This window comes from Devosia sp. ZW T5_3, assembly GCF_044987315.1.
In the GTDB taxonomy this organism is placed as follows: domain Bacteria; phylum Pseudomonadota; class Alphaproteobacteria; order Rhizobiales; family Devosiaceae; genus Devosia.
In genome coordinates, this window is sequence record NZ_JBJDRE010000003.1 from 56,380 (window position 1) to 73,474 (window position 17,095).

Annotated in this window: 18 protein-coding genes; 7 read left to right on the forward strand and 11 right to left on the reverse strand. The window is 63.1% G+C overall.

Annotation, left to right across the window (positions count from 1 at the left end):
- Nucleotides 1-159: 159 nt before the first annotated feature.
- From flhB to flgB, 6 genes are all read right to left on the reverse strand, one after another.
- Complete coding sequence (gene flhB, locus ACI3KW_RS04450) at nucleotides 160-1,242, reverse strand: flagellar biosynthesis protein FlhB (protein ID WP_262167014.1); 1,083 nt, start codon at nucleotides 1,240-1,242, stop codon at nucleotides 160-162.
- Nucleotides 1,243-2,013 (reverse strand): flagellar biosynthetic protein FliR, encoded by a 771-nt coding sequence (gene fliR, locus ACI3KW_RS04455; protein ID WP_404847093.1) that lies wholly within the window; start codon nucleotides 2,011-2,013, stop codon nucleotides 1,243-1,245.
- A complete protein-coding gene (gene fliQ / locus ACI3KW_RS04460) occupies nucleotides 2,013-2,279 on the reverse strand; it encodes a flagellar biosynthesis protein FliQ (protein WP_035098915.1) in 267 nt (88 codons plus the stop codon). The genes fliR and fliQ overlap by 1 nt, the downstream gene beginning before the upstream one ends.
- A 77-nt stretch (nucleotides 2,280-2,356) precedes the next feature.
- On the reverse strand, nucleotides 2,357-2,686 hold the full coding sequence (locus ACI3KW_RS04465) for a flagellar hook-basal body complex protein FliE (protein WP_404847094.1): 330 nt from the start codon (nucleotides 2,684-2,686) through the stop codon (nucleotides 2,357-2,359).
- A gap of 20 nt (nucleotides 2,687-2,706) precedes the next feature.
- Entirely contained in the window at nucleotides 2,707-3,117 is a 411-nt protein-coding gene (gene flgC, locus ACI3KW_RS04470) for a flagellar basal body rod protein FlgC (RefSeq protein ID WP_262167009.1), read from the reverse strand.
- An 11-nt stretch (nucleotides 3,118-3,128) separates the two neighbouring features.
- The gene (gene flgB, locus ACI3KW_RS04475) at nucleotides 3,129-3,536 is read right to left on the reverse strand and encodes a flagellar basal body rod protein FlgB (RefSeq protein WP_404847095.1); all 408 of its coding nucleotides are present in this window, start codon (nucleotides 3,534-3,536) and stop codon (nucleotides 3,129-3,131) included.
- Between the two features lie 190 nt (nucleotides 3,537-3,726).
- Between flgB and ACI3KW_RS04480 the strand changes: the two genes are divergently transcribed.
- Nucleotides 3,727-4,359 carry a flagellar biosynthetic protein FliO gene (locus ACI3KW_RS04480; protein ID WP_404847096.1) on the forward strand — a complete coding sequence of 211 codons (633 nt, stop codon included), beginning with the start codon at nucleotides 3,727-3,729 and terminating at the stop codon, nucleotides 4,357-4,359.
- Nucleotides 4,360-4,363: 4 nt separating this feature from the next.
- Nucleotides 4,364-5,116 carry a flagellar type III secretion system pore protein FliP gene (gene fliP, locus ACI3KW_RS04485; RefSeq protein ID WP_113121161.1) on the forward strand — a complete coding sequence of 251 codons (753 nt, stop codon included), beginning with the start codon at nucleotides 4,364-4,366 and terminating at the stop codon, nucleotides 5,114-5,116.
- Here fliP and ACI3KW_RS04490 read toward each other — a convergent pair.
- The 5 genes from ACI3KW_RS04490 to ACI3KW_RS04510 all read right to left on the reverse strand — a co-directional run bounded on the left by ACI3KW_RS04490 (nucleotide 5,113) and on the right by ACI3KW_RS04510 (nucleotide 11,683).
- On the reverse strand, nucleotides 5,113-8,460 hold the full coding sequence (locus ACI3KW_RS04490) for a tetratricopeptide repeat protein (RefSeq protein WP_404847097.1): 3,348 nt from the start codon (nucleotides 8,458-8,460) through the stop codon (nucleotides 5,113-5,115). The genes fliP and ACI3KW_RS04490 overlap by 4 nt on opposite strands.
- Before the next feature lie 145 nt (nucleotides 8,461-8,605).
- On the reverse strand, nucleotides 8,606-9,613 hold the full coding sequence (locus ACI3KW_RS04495; RefSeq protein WP_404847098.1) for a MotE family protein: 1,008 nt from the start codon (nucleotides 9,611-9,613) through the stop codon (nucleotides 8,606-8,608).
- On the reverse strand, nucleotides 9,610-10,038 hold the full coding sequence (locus ACI3KW_RS04500) for a DUF6468 domain-containing protein (protein ID WP_162740160.1): 429 nt from the start codon (nucleotides 10,036-10,038) through the stop codon (nucleotides 9,610-9,612). The genes ACI3KW_RS04495 and ACI3KW_RS04500 overlap by 4 nt, the downstream gene beginning before the upstream one ends.
- Nucleotides 10,038-11,189, reverse strand: a complete 1,152-nt coding sequence (fliM, locus tag ACI3KW_RS04505; RefSeq protein ID WP_113121157.1) for a flagellar motor switch protein FliM — start codon at nucleotides 11,187-11,189, stop codon at nucleotides 10,038-10,040. Before fliM ends, ACI3KW_RS04500 begins: the two co-directional genes overlap by 1 nt.
- Entirely contained in the window at nucleotides 11,189-11,683 is a 495-nt protein-coding gene (locus ACI3KW_RS04510) for a flagellar basal body-associated FliL family protein (RefSeq protein ID WP_113121156.1), read from the reverse strand. Before ACI3KW_RS04510 ends, fliM begins: the two co-directional genes overlap by 1 nt.
- A 283-nt stretch (nucleotides 11,684-11,966) precedes the next feature.
- On the opposite strand from ACI3KW_RS04510, the gene flgF reads away from it, so the two are divergent.
- The 5 genes from flgF to ACI3KW_RS04535 all read left to right on the forward strand — a co-directional run bounded on the left by flgF (nucleotide 11,967) and on the right by ACI3KW_RS04535 (nucleotide 16,934).
- Entirely contained in the window at nucleotides 11,967-12,707 is a 741-nt protein-coding gene (gene flgF / locus ACI3KW_RS04515) for a flagellar basal-body rod protein FlgF (RefSeq protein WP_315974497.1), read from the forward strand.
- Nucleotides 12,708-12,723: 16 nt separating this feature from the next.
- The gene (flgG, locus tag ACI3KW_RS04520) at nucleotides 12,724-13,509 is read left to right on the forward strand and encodes a flagellar basal-body rod protein FlgG (RefSeq protein WP_404847099.1); all 786 of its coding nucleotides are present in this window, start codon (nucleotides 12,724-12,726) and stop codon (nucleotides 13,507-13,509) included.
- Nucleotides 13,510-13,521: 12 nt separating this feature from the next.
- Nucleotides 13,522-14,463, forward strand: coding sequence for a flagellar basal body P-ring formation chaperone FlgA (gene flgA / locus ACI3KW_RS04525; protein ID WP_404847100.1), 942 nt, complete (start codon nucleotides 13,522-13,524; stop codon nucleotides 14,461-14,463).
- Between the two features lie 16 nt (nucleotides 14,464-14,479).
- Nucleotides 14,480-15,217: a flagellar basal body L-ring protein FlgH gene (flgH, locus tag ACI3KW_RS04530; RefSeq protein ID WP_404847101.1), complete on the forward strand. Its 738-nt coding sequence runs from the start codon at nucleotides 14,480-14,482 to the stop codon at nucleotides 15,215-15,217.
- 220 nt (nucleotides 15,218-15,437) lie between these two features.
- A complete protein-coding gene (locus ACI3KW_RS04535) occupies nucleotides 15,438-16,934 on the forward strand; it encodes a carboxypeptidase M32 (RefSeq protein WP_404847102.1) in 1,497 nt (498 codons plus the stop codon).
- Nucleotides 16,935-17,095 lie beyond the last annotated feature (161 nt).

Sequence of the window (17,095 nt, forward strand, 5' to 3'; positions counted from 1 at the left end):
AGGAACCGACCCGTTGGGAGGGTGAACAAAGTTATAAACACCGGCGTGAAAAGCGCCACACGTCTGGTTCGGCGCAAGCGGTGAGCGGCCCTCGGGTCGAGCCGGAGGGAGAGCGGTGGAGAGGATAGGCTTGTAAGGCGCCGCCGCTTCGTTGGCGCCCTACCCCGCCTTCCAGCCGCCGGGTTTCTTGAGGCGCATCACGAAGCCGATGACTTCGGCGACGGCCTGGAAATGTTCGCCCGGGATGACGTCGTCGATATCGACGCTGGCAAACAGCGCGCGGGCCAGTGGGGGATTTTCGACGATGGGTACGTCATTTTCCTTGGCCACTTCGCGGATGCGCAGGGCCACTGCATCGGCGCCCTTGGCGACGCATTGCGGGGCGCCCATCGAACGGTCGTATTTAAGGGCCACGGCAAAGTGGGTCGGGTTGGTGATCACCACGGTCGCGTCGGGCACCGAGGCCATCATGCGCTTGCGGGCGCGATCCTGCCGCATCTGGCGGATGCGGCCCTTGATCTTGGGATCGCCTTCCATCTGCTTATATTCGTCGCGGGTTTCCTGCACCGTCATCATCTGCCGCTTCCACCATTTCTGGCGGACATAGATGTAATCGGCCAAGGCGATGATGGTCAGCACGGCAAGCGTTGCGCCGAAAATCTTGAGGCCGATCTCCTGGAAATCGGCCAGGATGATGAGCGGGTCGGCCGTCATCATGGTGTCGAGGCGGTCGCGCTCGGGCCACACGACATAGAACAGCACCGTGCCCACGATGCAGATCTTGAGCAGGCCCTTGCCGAAATTGACCAGGGATTCCGTCGAAAACAGCCGCTTGAAGCCGGCGAGCGGGGAAATCTTGGAGAATTTCGGGGTAATCGGTTCGGTCGAGATCAGGGGCCGATGCTGGATGAGATTGGCGGCCACCCCGCAAAACGTCAGGATGGCCAGCGGCACGAGAATGGTGCCGAGCAGCGCCAGCGCCAAGCCATTGAAGAACACCGCAAAGCCCGACCCGCCCAGCTCGAACTGATCGGCATTGGTCATCACCACCTTGAGCGATTCCATCAGGCTGGCGCTGGTCGAGGGCGCCATCATGGCAAAGATGGTGGCCGAACCGAGCAGCATGAACCAGGTGGTCACCTCCTGGCTCTTGGCGACATCACCCTTTTGATGGGCGTCCTCCAGCTTTTTCTGGGAGGGATCCTCGGTTTTACTGGCTTGCTCGGGGGCTTCGTCTGACATTTAGCCCCTCCACATCGCCAGATGGTTCTCAAAGCCGGTGATGTACCAACCCATCATCATGGTCAGCAGCAGGGCAAAAAGAATGAGCCCGACCATCACATTGGCCGGCATCAGCAGGAAAAACACCTGCAGCGCCGGCATCAGGCGGGCGAGAATGCCGGCGCCCAGGTTGAAGACCAGGCCGAAAACGATGAACGGCGCGGACATCTGGATGCCGATGGAAAAAGCGCTGGCGACAGTGCGCAGCGCCAATTGCGCGGCGTCATCGAACATCAGGGGCGCATCGACGCCGAACACCACATAGCTGTCATAGGTGGCGGCCAAGGCGACGTGATGCAGATCGGTGGCGAAGATCAGCGTGACACCGAGGAAGGACAGAAAACTGCCAAACACCGCGCCCTGTACACCCGCCTGAGTCGGGTCGGCGGCCAGGGCGGCGCTCAACCCGGACTGGAAGGCTATAACTGCGCCGGCCACTTGCGTCGCCATGACGGTGATGCGGGCAATGGCGCCCAGCATCAGCCCGATGGCCAGTTCGTGAAAGATCAGCCCGATAATGCCCATGAAATCAACCGGCATAGTAGGCAGGTTGGGCGCCAATAGCGGATAGACCACCAACGTAAAGGCCAGCGCGAAAGCCAACCGCATCCGCGCCGGGATCATGGTTTCGCCCAGCGCGGGCATCAGCATCAAAATGGCGCCGATGCGGGAAAACAGCAGCAGATAGACAAAGGCGGTATTGGGCAGCCAATCCAGCCCGATCGTGATCATCAGCCGCCCACGATGATCATGTCGATCACCCGGTTCATATAGCCGCCCATTGTGGCGCCGAGGAATGGCAGGGTAATCAGCATGGTGATGAAAATGGCGATGATCTTGGGCACGAAGACCAGGGTCTGTTCCTGGATCTGCGTCAGCGCCTGGAACAGGGCGATGACCACGCCGACCAGCAGGCCAACGATCATCATCGGCGCAGCGACGATGATCAGTGTCCAGATGCCATCGGTGGAAATATCGAGAACTTCGGCGCCGGTCATTGCAGGTCCTGTCGGGCGAATCGTCGCCCACGCGCCCAGTCTACTCCCCTCGCGTCATTCCCGCGCGGGGGTCAGTGTCAGATCGGCATCCGCATGATTTCTTCATAAGCCGAGATCACCCGATCGCGTACCGTGACCATGCTTTCGATGGCCAATTCGGTCTGGCTGAGGGCGGTGACCATATCCACCACATTGGCCTTGCCATTGACCATGTCCAGCGCCATGGCGTCCGACGTCTTACCGGCATCCATCACGCCCTGCACCTGTTGGGCCAGCATGCTGGCGAAATTGTTGCCCGAGCCGCCAGCGGCGGCACTGAGATCGGTGGTGGGCTTGGCAGCCTGGTTGATCAGGCGGCTGGCATTGCCATAGGCAGCGGCGGCGGCATTGAACGGGGTGGTGACCATCTGGCTTATCCTTGTCGCGCTTAGCCGCGCAGAATATCGAGCGTGCGGCCCAGCATCTGCCGGGTGACGGTGACGACGTTGAGATTGGCTTCATAGGTGCGCTGGGCTTCGCGCATATCCATCGTTTCGATCAGCGTGTTGACGTTGGGATATTGCACATAGCCGCTGGCATCGGCGGCCGGATGGCCGGGCTCGTAGCGGCTGGTGAAATCGCTCATGTCATAGGCCAGGCGCCCCACTTCGACGACCTTGCCCCCCACTTCGGCATCATACTGAGCCTGAAAGGTCGGGACGCGGCGGCGATAGGGTTCCTCACCGGGCGCCTTGCCGGCCGAGTCGGCATTGGCGATGTTTTCGGCGATGACGCGCATGCGGGCCGTCTGGGCGTGCAGGCCGGTGGCGGCAATGCGGAGCGAGGAATTGAAATCCATGTCTGAGGCTCCTAGGCCGAGCGGCCAAGCGCGGTTTTGAGGATCTTGATCGACTTCTGGTAGACCGTGGTGGCGGCCTGGTAGTCCATCATGTTGGTGGTCACCTTCATCATCTCGTCTTCGAGGGAGACGCCATTCCCCTCCGGCGTGATTTCGAAATTGGCCATGCGCTGGGCGCCAAAGGCCCCGCCTTCGCTGCTGGACACAGAAAAATGCATCGGCTGGGTGGCGAGCGTGGTGACGTTGGCGGAGGAGAAACCGCTCATCTGGTCGGCAAAATCATATTGCGCCAGATCGCGGCCGCGATAATTGGGCGTTTCCGCATTGGCAACGTTTTCGGCAAGCAGGCCTTGACGGGCCTGATGCCAGCGCATCTTGTCGGTGAGCGCGGCAAAAACCGGCATGTCCATAAGGCCCATTGGCCGATACCCCCGCGAGTCTTCTGATAATGCGCGATGGGCAAATCTTGCCGGGTCATGGTTAATCAAGTGTTAATTAACCCCTGCAATACCGGCACCTGCCTCGCAATTTGCAAATTGCCGTCGCCAAATAGGCAATATATGCCGCTTATACCGTCCGGATTCGGGTCGGCACGTTCTGGGAGCCATCATGCAATTCATCACCAGCCTGTTCGGCGGTACGGAAAACTCCATCCTCACGGTGGTCTTTGCGCTCGGCATCGTGCTGGTGCTCATCGTGCTGGCCGTGTGGCTGCTCAAGCTGCTGTACGGCGCCACCGGCAATGTGGCGCGCGGGCGCAATCGGCGGCTGTCCGTCATCGATAGCCTCGCTATCGACCAGAAGCGGCAATTGCTCATCGTGCGGCGCGACAATGTTGAGCACCTGGTGCTGATTGGCGGGCCGCAGGACGTGGTGATCGAAACCGGCATCGCGGTCGATGAAACCGCGCTGGCCAGCCGCCGGCCCGTGCCGATGCTGGGCCGCAAGCCGGTGCAGCCGGCGGCCCCTGCCCCCAAAGCCGTGGCGCCAGAGCCGGTGGTCGCGCCCACTGTCGCACCCGTCGCAGTGGTCGAGCAATTGGCCGACAAGCCCCGCGGGCCCCGCTCCTTGCGGCAGACCGGGCTGATGCGGTCGGTGGAACCTGCCGAACCCATAGTAAAGGCGGGAAACTCCGACAAACCGGCTTCGCGACCCGCCGACTCAGCTAAAGAAGACAGTGCACAGCAGGACGTGGAAGGCACTGATCTTGTCGACGGCGATAGCACGGCCAACCGGAACTGACCCATTGCCGCGCCGTGCGCGACGTCTGATCGTTGTCGCCGGCCTTGCCGCTTTTGCCCTGCTGGCGCTGCCGAGCCTGGCCTATGCGCAAAACCTGTCGATCGATTTCGGCGACGAAGCGACGCTGACCGAGCGAGCCGTCCAGCTCATCGGGCTGATCACGCTGTTGTCGCTGGCCCCCTCGATCCTGGTGATGGTCACCAGCTTCACCCGTATCGTGGTGGTGCTGTCGCTGCTGCGCACGGCCATTGGCCTGCAAACCGCGCCGCCCAATTCGGTGATGGTGTCGCTGGCGCTGTTCCTGACGCTGTTCGTCATGCAGCCCACGCTGCAACAGACCTATGATCAGGGCATCGCGCCTTTGCTGGCGGGTCAGATCGAGGTTGCCGAAGCCTTCGAGGCGGGATCGGCACCGCTGCACGCCTTCATGCGCGCCAATGTGCGCGAGCAGGATCTGCAGCTGTTTTTCGACCTGACCAATGCCGAACCGCCGGCGGAGCCCGAAGCGATCCCGCTGCAATTGCTGGTGCCCGCCTTCATGATTTCGGAGCTGCGCCGCGCTTTCGAAATCGGCTTCTTGCTGTTCCTGCCCTTCGTGGTCATCGACATGGTGGTGGCGTCGGTGCTGATGTCCATGGGCATGATGATGCTGCCCCCGGTGGTGATCTCGCTGCCGTTCAAGCTGATCTTTTTCGTGCTGGTGGACGGCTGGTACCTGGTGGCCGGTTCGCTGGTGCGAAGTTTTGTCAGCAGTTAAAGCGCCGCCAATCCTGCATCGGGCTGGCTGGCGGAGAGCGGCGCCAGGGCGTCCTCGCCGCCATAGGTCTGGCGATAGGCGGCAAGGAAGGCGTTGAGGCCATCAGTCCCCGATACCTGGCTCGCCACCTTCTTGAATTCGAGGCTATCGACCTGGATCGGCCCAGTGACGTAGTCGAACATCGGCCATTCCGGCGAAGTGACCATGCGATCGGCGAATTTGGAGCGCAGGCGGGAGAGGCCCAGCGTGTCATTGGCCATGACATAGCCCACCGCCGCCTTGATAACGCTCATGCGCTCGGGCTGGCCTAGCGGGTCGGTCTGGTTGGGCTCGGAATAAAGCGCCTCCAGCATTTCGCTAGCCTCGACATAGCGCTTGGATTTCCAATGGGCATCGACGCGCAACAGGCTCACGTCGCGCCCATCCATGTCGCGCATCATGTCGAGCGCCAGCACGTCGCGGCCCAGATCGATCATGGCCCGGGCCTCGAGCAGCCGGCGCTGACGCACCAGGGATTCCGGCAGGCCCGGCAATTGGGTCGCATTGAGCACCCGCAGGGCATCCTGCGGCTTGCGATCGGCGACGTAGATCACGGCAAGATCGGTGGCGACCTGCGTCTTGGCCACGCCGCGCAGGCGATTGTCGAGCTGGTATTCGAGCAATTCGGCGGCCTGGGGCAGCAGGTCAACCCGCACCAGCCGGCGCGCCAGATTGCGGATCATCTCGTCGCCACGGCGGCCGGGCGGAGTGAGATGACGGAAGTCGTAGTAAAGGCTGAGCGCTTCGACCGGTCCCAGCGTATCGGCCTTGCCATCTAGGAACAACGCGCCGAACTCGGCCTGCGCTTCGTCGCGCATCGCATTGGTCGAGGCGCCGTCGGGATAGGTGCCGACTGCCTGCTTCACCACTTCAAAGCCGAGCCGGTAGTCGCCCTCGCGGAAGTAGAACTCGGCCAACAGCTTCTGCATATCGGCTTCGAGCGGATTGCCGCGCCATAGCAGGGCCTCCGCCGCCAGCGTCTGCGAGGCCTTGGCCAAATCCAGCCGCCCCGCCTGATCGAGGAGGTATAGCGTGCGATAGACCGCTTCGGCGCGGGTGGGGCGGATATCGGCGGCGATGACCTGGCCATAGGTGTCGATGGCCTCGTCGACCCGGCCATTGGCCTCGTCGATCCGGCCCGACATCAGGTGATAGAGGCTGCTGTCCTCGGCATCGAGGCTGGCGAAATCCACCTGGCTGAGAAAGCGTTCGGCCACGGCGCTGTCGCCGGTTTCGACGGCCGCCCGCATGGCGGCGAAATAGAAGCGATTGCGCGCCCAAGCGGGGTAGGAGCCGGCCACGCTGGCCGCTTCGAGGGCGTCCAGCTTGGCGCCCTTGAAATCATAGGCATCGGCGCGGGCAATGGTGCGCCAGAACAGGCCATCGACCTCCTGCGCCATGGCCGAGGTGTTGAGGATGGCCAGGGCCTCCTTGGGGCGGTGCGCCATGGTATCGGCGATGGCCAGGCTCATCCGCAGCTTGCGGGTCAGCGCCATGGATTGCAGCTGGCTTTCGAGCACGCGCAGCACGCCGATCGCCTCATAGGACAACTGGTTGGCCAGATAATATTGCGCCAGATCGAGCCGAGCCACGTCGCGCTGCGCGCCGTCGGCCTCGGCGGCAGTCGCCAGCAAAGCATCGCGCTGGGTAGCAAAGGCCTTGGGATCGGGCTGCTCGAGCCGAGCCAGATCGACAAAACTGCCGCGTGCACCCTCCCCCGCAGCAGCGCCGCCAATGCTCCGCGGACCATCGAGTGCCGAAACGGTCAACCCGCCCGGCGTCGAGATGACAGCCAGATCGTTGTCGATGGCCATGGCGAGGCCTTCGGTTTCCGGCTTGATCACGAGGCCATGCACGCTGCGCAGCGCGGAGAAATCGACATAGTCCAGCGCGCGGGTGATGCCCCGTGCCGGCGGATAGGCGGTGACCACCTTGAGCATGTCGCCCACATCTGGATCGCGGAAATCATGCACCTTGGCTGGTCGGGCGATATTGGCGGTGATCTCGAACGAGCCTTCGACATCGCGGCGGCGGCTGAGCTGGATCGGCTCGGTCGGGGTCAGCACGGTGTCGCCCAGCGACAGCACCCAGGCCATGCCTTCCGAGCCAAGGCTGGCCAAGCGATCCTGGTTGAGATTGACCCGCACCACCTGCGTATCGCCGGCGGCGACCACCGAGAATTCATCGGCCAGTGCATCAAGCTCGTCCGACTGGGCCGGCGAGGCAATGCCGGCCGTGGTGTCGAAAATCATCCAGACGGTATCACCGCGCCGGAACACCGCGGCAGGCGTATCCTGCTCGAACGGGAACACGACGCGGATGGTCGAGCCCACCACATTAACGAAGGGTTTTACCGTGGCGCCCGGCGTCTCGGCCTGCAAGGCGCCAATGCGGGGGGCGCCACCCACCTCCCCGGCTGGACCGGCGCTGGCCGGAATCTTGACGGCCTCGGCTAGTTCGGCCGCTTGGAAGCTGGGCAGAGCCTGCCCCGCAATATCGATATCGAGCACGAATTGCCGCGACGAATTCTGGTAAAAACGAGGCGTCACGCCCTCAGCCAGTTGCAGGGTGACATTGGCGCCATCGGGCGTGACGGCGCTGTCGACCCCGACAATTTCGGCGGGAAGATCAGCCAAAAGGCCACGCATATCGACGCCGACCGGCCACTCGAAGGCGATATGGCCCGTCTGTCCATCCTGCACATATTCCGCCGTGGTTGGCACGGTCCAATCAAATTGCAGGCGCAGGAAAGTGGGATTGCGGCCGATGCGGACATCCGCTTCCGGCTTCAGCGCTTCGGCATCGGCCGCCTTGCGCTCCCGCTCGGCGCGAATGGCCGCCAGCCGCGCCCGTTCGGCCAAATCGTCCACCACCTCCTGCGGCAGAGCCGGGGGCATGCCCTGCCAGGTGGTGGGCAGCAGATCGATAAACAGCTTTTCGCCGGCCTCGATGCGGTTGAAATTGAAGGCCTTGCGCAAGCCCATGCGCAGGCCGCGCCCATCCGGATCGACACGGGCCACCGACAGATAATCGGACATGGTGGTGCCGACATCGGGCAGGATCATCGAAACCTGCTCACCGAACTCGATCGAGAGCACGCCGTTTTCGATGCGCATCTTGTAGCTGGGCAGGCGATCTAAGCCGGGGAAACTCAGGATCAGCCGGCCATAGCCGTCTTCCTGGGTCACGTAGAGTTGGCCCTGCTCCTGGGCAAAAGCGGGCGCAACAGCGCAAAGCGTCACCGCCGCACATATTGCCAACGCACGCCTGGCCTTCTGCCAGGTTGCAAGTATTGCGGTCTTCACCGGCCGCTACCCCGAGCACTCTGACGCGTCTTCTCCGCCGGCTATTCTTGCCGGGAATTTGAAAACACGTGGGTTACACAAACTCTTGTGCCTAACCCATAGCGTGCCGGGCTTAACGGCGGCTTACTCCAATAGGGACAAAGCCCTATTGTCCCACGATCTGCGGCAGCGCCGCCAGGTCGTCCGGCGTCATCTCGGCGGCTGGCTGGTCGGCCAGCGCCGCCATGCGCACGGTGAGTTCCTGCGCCCGGGCGGCATCCATGGCCGCAAGGATGGGCGACATCTTGCGCGGGTTCATGGTCTTGGCGACGCGCAGCAGCACATCCATGTCCAAAGCATTGAAGATATTGGCGGCGTCGCGCGGCTTCATGGTCTCGTACATGGCCACGATGCCGGCAAATTGCCCGGCTTCCATTTCCTGGCGCTGATCGACCAGCGCGGAAATCTGCGCTTCCAGCGCCTCCAGCGTCGTCTGCCGCTCGGCCACGCGCTTTTCGGCGGCGTCGACCAAGGAAGCGCGCAGGGCCAGGTCTTTCTCGTAGGCTTCGAGTTCCGTGCGGCGCGCTGCCAGCGATTGCAGAATGCTGTCCTGCGTGGCCGAGCCGCCCTGCACATTGGTCATGGGCACGGGCACGCCGCTGGCATCGACCTGCATCGGCACCGCGTCGCCGGAGGGGAAACAATCCAGCGCCATGGAATCCACAAAGCTGCTGGTCCCGGGGTCCGCGGCGGCGCCTTCGGCGGGCGCGGCCTCGCCATGGCCGGCGGCGGCAGCCGGGGCAGTCGTGGTCACCGAACCGTTTTCCTTCAACTCGGCATCGACGGCGACGCAATTGTCGCCCGATGTCGCGGATGCCGGCGTGGCATGATCGGCCGCGGGACTTTCGGCCGGCGCCGGCTCGCCATGACCGCCCGCTGCTGTCTCGGAGGCCCCTAAAGTTGGAGCCGTATCGAACAGTGTCGGTGCGGAATCGTCGAGAGTGGTTTCGCCCTCAGGGCCCGGCGCAGCTTCGCCGCCGCTGGCGCCTGCCGCCCGTGCGGCGGTCACGCCAGTAAGCACATAGCCGCCATTGGTAACCAGACCGATGGTCTTGAACACCAGGAGGGCCGCAACTGCCATGACCACGACAGGAAGCAGGCGAACCGTTTTCACGCGGCAACCCCGCGATTGCGAACGCGGGAGGAGAGCTGTTCCAGCGCCGACTGCACCTTGTTGGGCTGCTCCACTGGCTCGGGGACCTGGCTCTGCCGGGCAACGCTGGTGATCTTGGCGATGCGCTCCAGCACGGCGGTGCCGGAGGTGACGTGATTGGCGAGTTCGATACCGAAGCGCTCGGCTTCCTCAAGGCGGGAATTGAGCGCCAGATCGGCTTCCACCGCGGTCTGCTTGAGTTCCTTGATCGCCTGATTGGCGAGATTGGTGGCGCCCACCAGATCCGCCACCATCTGGCGCATCACATCCTTGTCGGCATGCAGCCGCTTGAGGCGCTGGTTGAGGACCATGCAATAGCCGATGGTCAGAGCCAGAAGTACGGCAACCGCGCCTTCCACGAAAATCCCGAGGGGCAAACCGAACATCATCGTCCTTCCACTGTGTCGTCGAGTTCCTCAAAGGCCGCCATGGTGACCTTGGGAGGATTGAGCGGGCGGGTAACCCGCACCGAAACATGATTGCCGATATGGCCCATAATAGCCTCGGTGAGCTCCACATCGCCGCAGCGCAGGCGCACCGGATCGCTCGGCGTGCGCTCGAACATCACCATGTCGCCGGTCTTGAGGTTGAGCACACGCGACAAGGGCAATTCCTGCTCATGCAGCACAGCCTCGATCTCGACATCGGCCGAATAGATTTCGGTGGCCAGATGGCCTTCCCAGATCGGGTCGCGGCCGAATTTTTCGCCCATGAACATCTGCAGCAGCTGCTCGCGGATCGGCTCGATGGTGGCGTAGGGCAGCAGGATTTCGATCTTACCGCCGCGATCGTCCATCTCGATCCTAAGCTCGATCAGGATGGCGGCATTGCCCGGCCGGGAAATCGCGGCAAAGCGCGGATTGGTTTCCATGCGCTCGAGCTTGAAATTGACCTGCGTCACCGGTTCGAACGCGCGGTGGGTGTCGTCGAGAATAACTTCGATCATTCGCCGCGCGAGCGCCAGTTCGATGGTCGTATATGGCCGACCCTCGACGCGGATATTGCCCCCGACGCGACGGCCGCCTAGCAGCACGTCGATCATCGAATAGATCAGGGAGGAATCGACGGTCAGCAGCCCGTAATTCTCCCATTCCTCGGCCCTGATTACCGACAGAATGGCCGGCAGCGGGATGGAATTGAGATAATCGCCGAAGCGGACGGAGGAGATCGAGTCGAGCGTGACTTCGACATTGTCCGAGGTGAAATTGCGCAGCGAAGTCGTCGTCAGCCGCACCAGGCGGTCGAAGACGATTTCGAGCATGGGCAGGCGCTCGTAGCTGACCAGCGCCGAATTGATCAGCGCCTGCACGCCCGTCAGCTCGACATTACTGCCTACGCTGGCATCGAACCCGAGCAGGCTGTCGATTTCGTCCTGGTTGAGGACGCGGTCGCCGCTGTCTTCCCCGTCGCCCGCGGCGCCCTCGATCATCGCCGCCCATTCGGCAGCGGCTTCGGCGGCGCGCGCTTCCTCGGATTTGCCGGCGGCGTCGAGGCCCCAGTTTTCCGACAGCTTGTCTTGATCGGTTGGTCCAGCCATCACTGCACCAGAATTTCCTTGAACAGGATGCTCTCGACGCGTTGCGGATAGATCGCGACATTAACGCGGCGCGTCAGCTCTTCCTTGAGGCGATAGATGCCGGCGGAGCCTTCCAGATCGCTCTTGCGCAGCTCGCGCAGATAGACCTGGAATGCATCGGTCACCTTGGCAAGGCTCGGCTGAATCGCGGTCATCACCTCCTGATTGGCCACTTCCAGAGCAATGGTGAGCCGCATGAAGGATTCCCCGCCAGCCTCATTGCTGAGATTGACCGTCATGGGAGGCAGATTGAAGATGAAGGTCGGCGTCGCGGCGGCAGCAGTGGCGCCATGGCCATCGGCCGCGCCTTCGGCAGAGCTTCCCGATGAGAGGAAATAATAAAGGCCCGCCCCGCCCAGCAGCACGACCACAGCAGCGGCCCCGATAATGAGAAAGAGCCTGGGAATTCCCTTCTTGCGGGCGGCGCCTTCACCGGCTTCTGCTTCAGCGACCATGCCAACCTGCCAAACACGAGGAATTCCGGACGATTCCGGCTGTGCGTCCAGCTAAGCGCCGGATGGTTAACGATTGGTTACAAACACACGCAAAGCGGCAAAATTTGCCGGGCAGCTTTTGCCGCAAGGGAAAAGACTAACCCGGCAAGGCTAAGCCCACCGAAATCCTATCCATCTGATTTTATTAAATTTTCCGACTTGGCATGGTTTCTGCAGTGTAAACGGCGAGGCCAAGGCTTGGGGAAGTCGGCGGCTTCGGGGACGTTAACACCGGGGATCAGCGATGATCGGAAACGCGCAACTGATCAGCCTCAGCAGGCAGATCGCGCTACAGCGGCAGATGGATGTGGTGGCCAACAATATGGCCAACATCAACACTACCGGCTTCAAGGCCGAGAACCTGCTGTTTGAAGAATACATCATGCCGGTCGCCCGCGACCAGGATTTCCAGACCCGCGACCAGCCGCTCTCCTATGTGCAGGACTGGGCGACGATGCATGACATGTCGGGCGGCGCCATGGTGCAGACCGGCAACGAGCTCGATGTCGCGCTCAACGGCGAAGGCTTCTTCGCCGTGCAGACCGGCGCCGGCGAACGCTGGACCAAGTCCGGCTCCTTCCAGATCAGCAATAACGGCACGCTAGTCGACCTCAACGGCAATCCGGTGCTCGGCGAAGGCGGTCCGATCCAGTTCGGTCCCGAGGAAAGCGGCATCGAGATTGCCGCCGACGGCTCGGTCAGTTCCAGCGCCGGCCCCAAGGACCGGCTACGCCTGGTCGAATTCGCCAATGTGCAGGACCTGACCCGCGAAGGCGCCAATCTCTATGCCGGCGGCACGCCCGTAGCCGCCACCAATACTCGCACCATGCAGGGCTTTGTCGAACGCTCCAACGTGTCGGGCGTGTCCGAAATGGCCGAAATGATCCGCGTCACCCGCTCCTATGAATCCATCGCCTCGTTGACGCAGAAACAGGACGAGCTCCGCCGCTCGGCCATTCAGCGTCTCGGCGATGCCAACGCTTAAGTCCTGAGGAAAAGCCATGAAAGCCCTCTACATCGCATCGACCGGCATGAGCGCTCAGGAACGCAACGTCGAAGTCATCTCCAACAATATCGCCAACATGCGCACCACTGGCTACAAGCGCCAGCGCGCCGAATTCCAGGATCTGCTCTACCAGCAGATCACCCGCGCCGGTTCGCAAACCTCGGACCAGGGCACCATGCTGCCGGCCGGCCTCGAGATCGGCTCGGGCGTGCGCACCGTCTCCACCCCCCGCGTGATGAGCCAGGGCAGTGTGAGCATGACCGAACGCGAACTCGACATCGCCATTCGCGGCGAGGGCTTTTTCATGGTCACCATGCCCGATGGCCGCACCGGCTACACCCGCGACGGCTCGTTCGAACGCAGCGCCGAGGGCACGCTGGTCAATTCGAGCGGTTATGCCATCGAGCCCAATATCACCATTCCGGGAACCGCCACCTCGGTGTCGATCTCGGCCGATGGCGTGGTCGAAGCCTATCTCAACAATGACACCAACCCGACCGAACTGGGCCAGCTCCAGCTCGCCCGCTTCGTCAACAAATCGGGCCTGGAATCGCTGGGCGATAACCTCTTCACCGAAACCGCCGCCAGTGGCCCGGCCCAGGTGGAACTGCCCAATCGGGATGGCACGGGCAATCTGCTGCAGAACTATCTCGAAATGGCCAATGTTAATTCGGTCACCGAAATCGCCGACCTCATCGCCGCCCAGCGCGCTTACGAGATGAATGCCCGCATCATCTCGGGCGCCGACACGATGATGCAGGCCACCAGCCAACTTCGCTAAGGGAGAGCCTAGATGACCCGCACATTGCTTGCCGCTCTCGCCACCACATTGCTGATCGGTACCGCCTTTGCCGCGCCCGTACTCAAGACCGACATCGTCGTTTCGGCCGCGGTGGTCACCGTGGGCGACATGTTCGAGCAGGCCGGGATCGACGCCGAGCAGCCCCTGTTCCGCTCGCCCAAGCCGGGCACCAGCGGACTGGTGCCGCTGGCCGACATCACCGCCGCCGCCGCACGCGTGGGCATCACCGGCTTCGACAGCAGCGGCGCCACCGCCAGCCGCGTGACCCGCGCCAGCAGCGTCGTGGATGAAGCAAGCCTCACCGCTGTGATTACCGCTGATCTGCGCCAGCGCGGCATCATCACCGATGGCATGACGGCCGACATGCTGTTCAACACGCGGATCGCCCCGTTCGACGCCGAGCCGGTGGCCGAACCCGCCAGCATTATCAGCCTGCGCTACCTGCCGGGTACGGGCGCCTTCACCGCCCGCTTCGCGATTGCCGGCGAAGCCCAGCCGCTCGATGTTGCCGGCACGATCGAACTGATGATCGCGGCGCCCCATCTCAAGGCCAACCTGCCCGCCGGCGCCGTGCTGTCGGCTGATGATATCGAGATGCGTCCGGTGGCGCTGCGCTTTGCCGAAACAGCCGGCATTGCCCAGCTCAACCAGCTGGTGGGCATGGCCCTGACCCGCCAGACCCGTGAGGGCATGATGCTCAAGCCATCCGACGTCGCCATCCCCCAGCTGATCGCCAAAAACCAGCTGGTCACCATCTATTTCCGCAAGGGCCCTATGACGCTGACCGTCAAGGGCCAGGCCATTACCAGCGCCGCCACCGGCGGGCCGGTGCAAGTGCTCAACCTCATCTCCAAGCGCGTCATCAACGCCACCGCCATTGCCGCCGGCGCCGTCGAAGTCAGCGCCGCCCCCTTTTCAATTGCCGGCCTCTAAGCTCAGGAGCCCCAAAATGCTGCTCGTCAAACTCTCCGCCCTGCTGCTGCTCACCGGCTCGCTCGTCGCCTGCACCACCACAGATCGCCTCGCCAATGTGGGCAAGGCCCCGGTGCTGACCGCCATCGAGGACCCCACGACCGTGGCCGGCTATCAGCCGGTGCGCATGCCGATGCCCGAAGCCATTGCCGACACCTACCAGGCCAATTCGCTTTACCGCACCTCGGCCCGCGGCTTCTTCAAGGATGAGCGCGCCCACCGCATCGGCGACATCCTGACCATCGTCGTGACCATCAATGACAGCGCCCAGATCGACAACGCCACCAATTCCAGCCGCAGCGCCACCAATAGCGCCGGCATGGGGGGTATCCTGGGCACTGCCATCAAGGACGTTTCGGCCGGCGTCATCGATCCTTCCGCTGCCGTCGACTTCACCTCAGGCATGGCCAATAAGGGCGCGGGCTCGGTCAACCGCTCGGAAAGCCTGGAAACCTCGGTTGCGGCCGTGGTCACCCAGATCCTGCCCAATGGCAATCTGGTCATCGAAGGCCGCCAGGAAGTGCGGGTGAATTTCGAAGTCCGCGACCTGATCGTCACCGGCATCGTGCGCCCCTCCGATATCCGCGCCAACAACACCATCCCCTCGGCCAAGATCGCCGAAGCCCGCATCTCCTACGGCGGCCGCGGCCAGATCACCGATGTCCAGCAGCCCCGCTACGGCCAGCAGGTGATGGACGCCATCCTGCCTTTCTAGGCAGCGCCACCTCCCAGTTTCCCGCCGCGCATTCCCCCAATGGTGCGGCCGGGCTCTCCCGGCGGGGTCCAGAAGGACCTTGCCTGGCCGGCTCCAGAACAGATCCGGCCTTCCCCAGAGGCGCAGTCTCCCCGGCTGCGCCTCTTCCCCTTTTGTGGGCATGTCTTGCCCTCAGGGCCGAGCTATGGAACACCTCTGGGCGCAAATTTGGAGCCTGCCCATGTCCTTCAGCAAACTCGACGATCTCGGCCGCAAACTCGAAGCGCTGGAGCATGCGCTGTCCATTCTGGGGGCTGACGAAGCCACCCACATGGCCGTTGGCGGCGGGGAAAAGCGGGCCGAGGCCATGTCCAACCTGGCCGGGCTCTATCATGCCCAATCCACCGCGCCCGAAATCGCCGACTGGATCGCGGCGGCGGAAACAGAGGTTGAGTCGGAAGACCAGAAGCTGGCGCTGGTTGAATTCCGGCGCAGCTATATCAACGCCACCTGCCTGCCCACCGAATTCGTCGAGCGCCGCACCACTGCCACCATGAGGTCGGAACAGCTGTGGCGCGAATTGCGCGCCAAGAATGACTGGGACAGCTTTCTGCCGGCGCTCGAAGGCGTCGTGGCGCTGGTCCGCGAAGAAGCCCAATTGCGCGCCGAGGCACTGAAGCTGGCGCCCTATGACGCGCTGATGGAGCAATACGATCCCGGTAATCGCACGGCCGATCTCGATCTGGTCTTCGGCGATCTCAAGAGCTTCCTCAAGGGCTTCGTGCCCGAGGCACTGGCCGCCCAGGAAGAACGCCTCGCCAAGCGGCCCCGCAAGGCGCTGAACGGCCCCTACCCCATTGAAAAGCAGCGCGAGCTTGGCCTTGCCGCCATGCGCGCGGTTGGCTTTGATTTCACCCATGGCTCGCTGGCCGTGTCGCATCACCCCTTCTGTGGCGGCGTGCCCACCGATGTGCGCATGACCACGCGTTACCGCACCGACGAATTCCTGTCCTCGCTGATGGGCGTGCTGCACGAGACGGGTCACGCGCTCTACGAGCAGGGCCTGCCCAAGGAGTGGTCGCACTGGCCGCTGGGCAAGGCACGCGGCATGGGCATTCACGAAAGCCAGAGCCTGTTCGTGGAAATGCAGCTGTCGCGCAGCCCCGAATTCTGGGAATTCGCCCTGCCGCTGGTGCATCTGCATCTGGGCGAAGACGCCATTCCCGGCTGGGATATCGCCGATATCCTGAGCGAGGTGAACTATGTCGAGCGCGGCTATATCCGCGTCGATGCCGACGAGGTCACCTATCCGCTTCACGTCATCCTGCGCTACGAACTGGAACAGGACCTGGTCAACGGCAAGCTCGAGGCCAGCCAGATTCCCGAGGCCTGGGACGCCAAGATGACCGAATATCTGGGCCTCTCCACCCTGGCCGACCCCAAGGACGGCCCGATGCAGGACGTGCATTGGCCCGGCGGGGCCTTCGGCTATTTCCCCAGCTATACGCTGGGCGCCATGATCGCCGCCCAGCAATGGGCAGCGTTGGAAACGGCGCAACCGGGCGTGCGCGAGGATATTCGCAAGGGCGACTTCAGCGGCGTCAACCAATGGCGCTCGGACAATATCTGGAGCCAGGGCTCGCGCTGGTCGACGCCTGATCTGATCACACGCGCCACGGGCGAGCCGCTGAATGCGGATTTCTTCAAGGCGCATCTGAAGAAGCGGTACTTGGGGTAGTTTTGCAGGGGAATCAAAGCGGTAGAGGCGGCGGCGGAATCAATTTCCGTCGGCCCCGACCCACCCACCATCGTCATCACCCGGCTTGTCCGGGTGATCCATCGCCCCGCATATGCTGCAACATGGATTGCCCGGACAAGCCGGGCAATGATGGTGCGACG

What these genes read in the sequence shown, in the direction of transcription:
- flhB (WP_262167014.1), bottom strand. Translation starts at nt 1,242, where the DNA reads ATGTCAGACGAAGCCCCCGAGCAAGCCAGTAAAACCGAGGATCCCTCC.
- fliR (WP_404847093.1), bottom strand. Translation starts at nt 2,013, where the DNA reads ATGATCACGATCGGGCTGGATTGGCTGCCCAATACCGCCTTTGTCTAT.
- fliQ (WP_035098915.1), bottom strand. Translation starts at nt 2,279, where the DNA reads ATGACCGGCGCCGAAGTTCTCGATATTTCCACCGATGGCATCTGGACA.
- ACI3KW_RS04465 (WP_404847094.1), bottom strand. Translation starts at nt 2,686, where the DNA reads ATGGTCACCACCCCGTTCAATGCCGCCGCCGCTGCCTATGGCAATGCC.
- flgC (WP_262167009.1), bottom strand. Translation starts at nt 3,117, where the DNA reads ATGGATTTCAATTCCTCGCTCCGCATTGCCGCCACCGGCCTGCACGCC.
- flgB (WP_404847095.1), bottom strand. Translation starts at nt 3,536, where the DNA reads ATGGGCCTTATGGACATGCCGGTTTTTGCCGCGCTCACCGACAAGATG.
- ACI3KW_RS04480 (WP_404847096.1), top strand. Translation starts at nt 3,727, where the DNA reads ATGCAATTCATCACCAGCCTGTTCGGCGGTACGGAAAACTCCATCCTC.
- ACI3KW_RS04500 (WP_162740160.1), bottom strand. Translation starts at nt 10,038, where the DNA reads ATGTTCGGTTTGCCCCTCGGGATTTTCGTGGAAGGCGCGGTTGCCGTA.
- fliM (WP_113121157.1), bottom strand. Translation starts at nt 11,189, where the DNA reads ATGGCTGGACCAACCGATCAAGACAAGCTGTCGGAAAACTGGGGCCTC.
- ACI3KW_RS04510 (WP_113121156.1), bottom strand. Translation starts at nt 11,683, where the DNA reads ATGGTCGCTGAAGCAGAAGCCGGTGAAGGCGCCGCCCGCAAGAAGGGA.
- flgF (WP_315974497.1), top strand. Translation starts at nt 11,967, where the DNA reads ATGATCGGAAACGCGCAACTGATCAGCCTCAGCAGGCAGATCGCGCTA.
- flgG (WP_404847099.1), top strand. Translation starts at nt 12,724, where the DNA reads ATGAAAGCCCTCTACATCGCATCGACCGGCATGAGCGCTCAGGAACGC.
- flgA (WP_404847100.1), top strand. Translation starts at nt 13,522, where the DNA reads ATGACCCGCACATTGCTTGCCGCTCTCGCCACCACATTGCTGATCGGT.
- flgH (WP_404847101.1), top strand. Translation starts at nt 14,480, where the DNA reads ATGCTGCTCGTCAAACTCTCCGCCCTGCTGCTGCTCACCGGCTCGCTC.
- ACI3KW_RS04535 (WP_404847102.1), top strand. Translation starts at nt 15,438, where the DNA reads ATGTCCTTCAGCAAACTCGACGATCTCGGCCGCAAACTCGAAGCGCTG.